We start from the raw sequence: 513 nt of genomic DNA on the forward strand, positions 1-513 counted from the left end.
AYAAATTGTTTTTCCATAGGTAAATTTAATAATACTCCTTGATAACATGCAGACATAATTGTTCTTGGGTCTGCTTTTTGTAATAATTCATTACTATTTGATATTGCTACTATATTACTTTTAAATCTTGCAATTTCATTTTCATTTGAAAATTTGTTTTTAATTCAATCAGATGCTATATCTGTTTTTAAAAATTCAACAATATTTGCCATGTTATTTTTCTCCTTTATTTATTTTAAAATTAATACCTTTAATACCAATTAAATTAATATCTTTATAGCTATCTCATTGATCTTTAATTTCATTTTTAACAATTTGTTCATCAACAGTTAAATAATTTTTAATAAGATTAATAAGTTCTAATTTATCGACTTTTTGTAAAAAATCATCATTAATACCAATAACCTCAATATCTTTAATTAATAATTTTTCTTTACGAAAATTACTAGTAATAACTTTTAATTCTTGTTCTTGTTTTGCTACACTTTTAATTTCTAAAAATTGTTCTTTTTT

Annotated in this window: 1 protein-coding gene and 1 pseudogene; both read right to left on the minus strand. The window is 20.1% G+C overall.

What is annotated here, in order from left to right; all coding sequences use genetic code 4:
* A pseudogene (locus EHV01_RS06505) lies at positions 1–212 on the minus strand (hypothetical protein); the annotation flags it as partial.
* Between the two features lies 1 nt (position 213).
* The coding region (locus EHV01_RS06510; protein WP_422066748.1) for a hypothetical protein at positions 214–513 on the minus strand (300 nt) is incomplete at its 5' end.

Origin of the sequence: Spiroplasma sp. hy2 (assembly GCF_044714365.1) — a bacterium.
In the GTDB taxonomy this organism is placed as follows: Bacteria; Bacillota_I; Bacilli_A; order Mycoplasmatales; family Mycoplasmataceae; genus Spiroplasma; species Spiroplasma phoeniceum.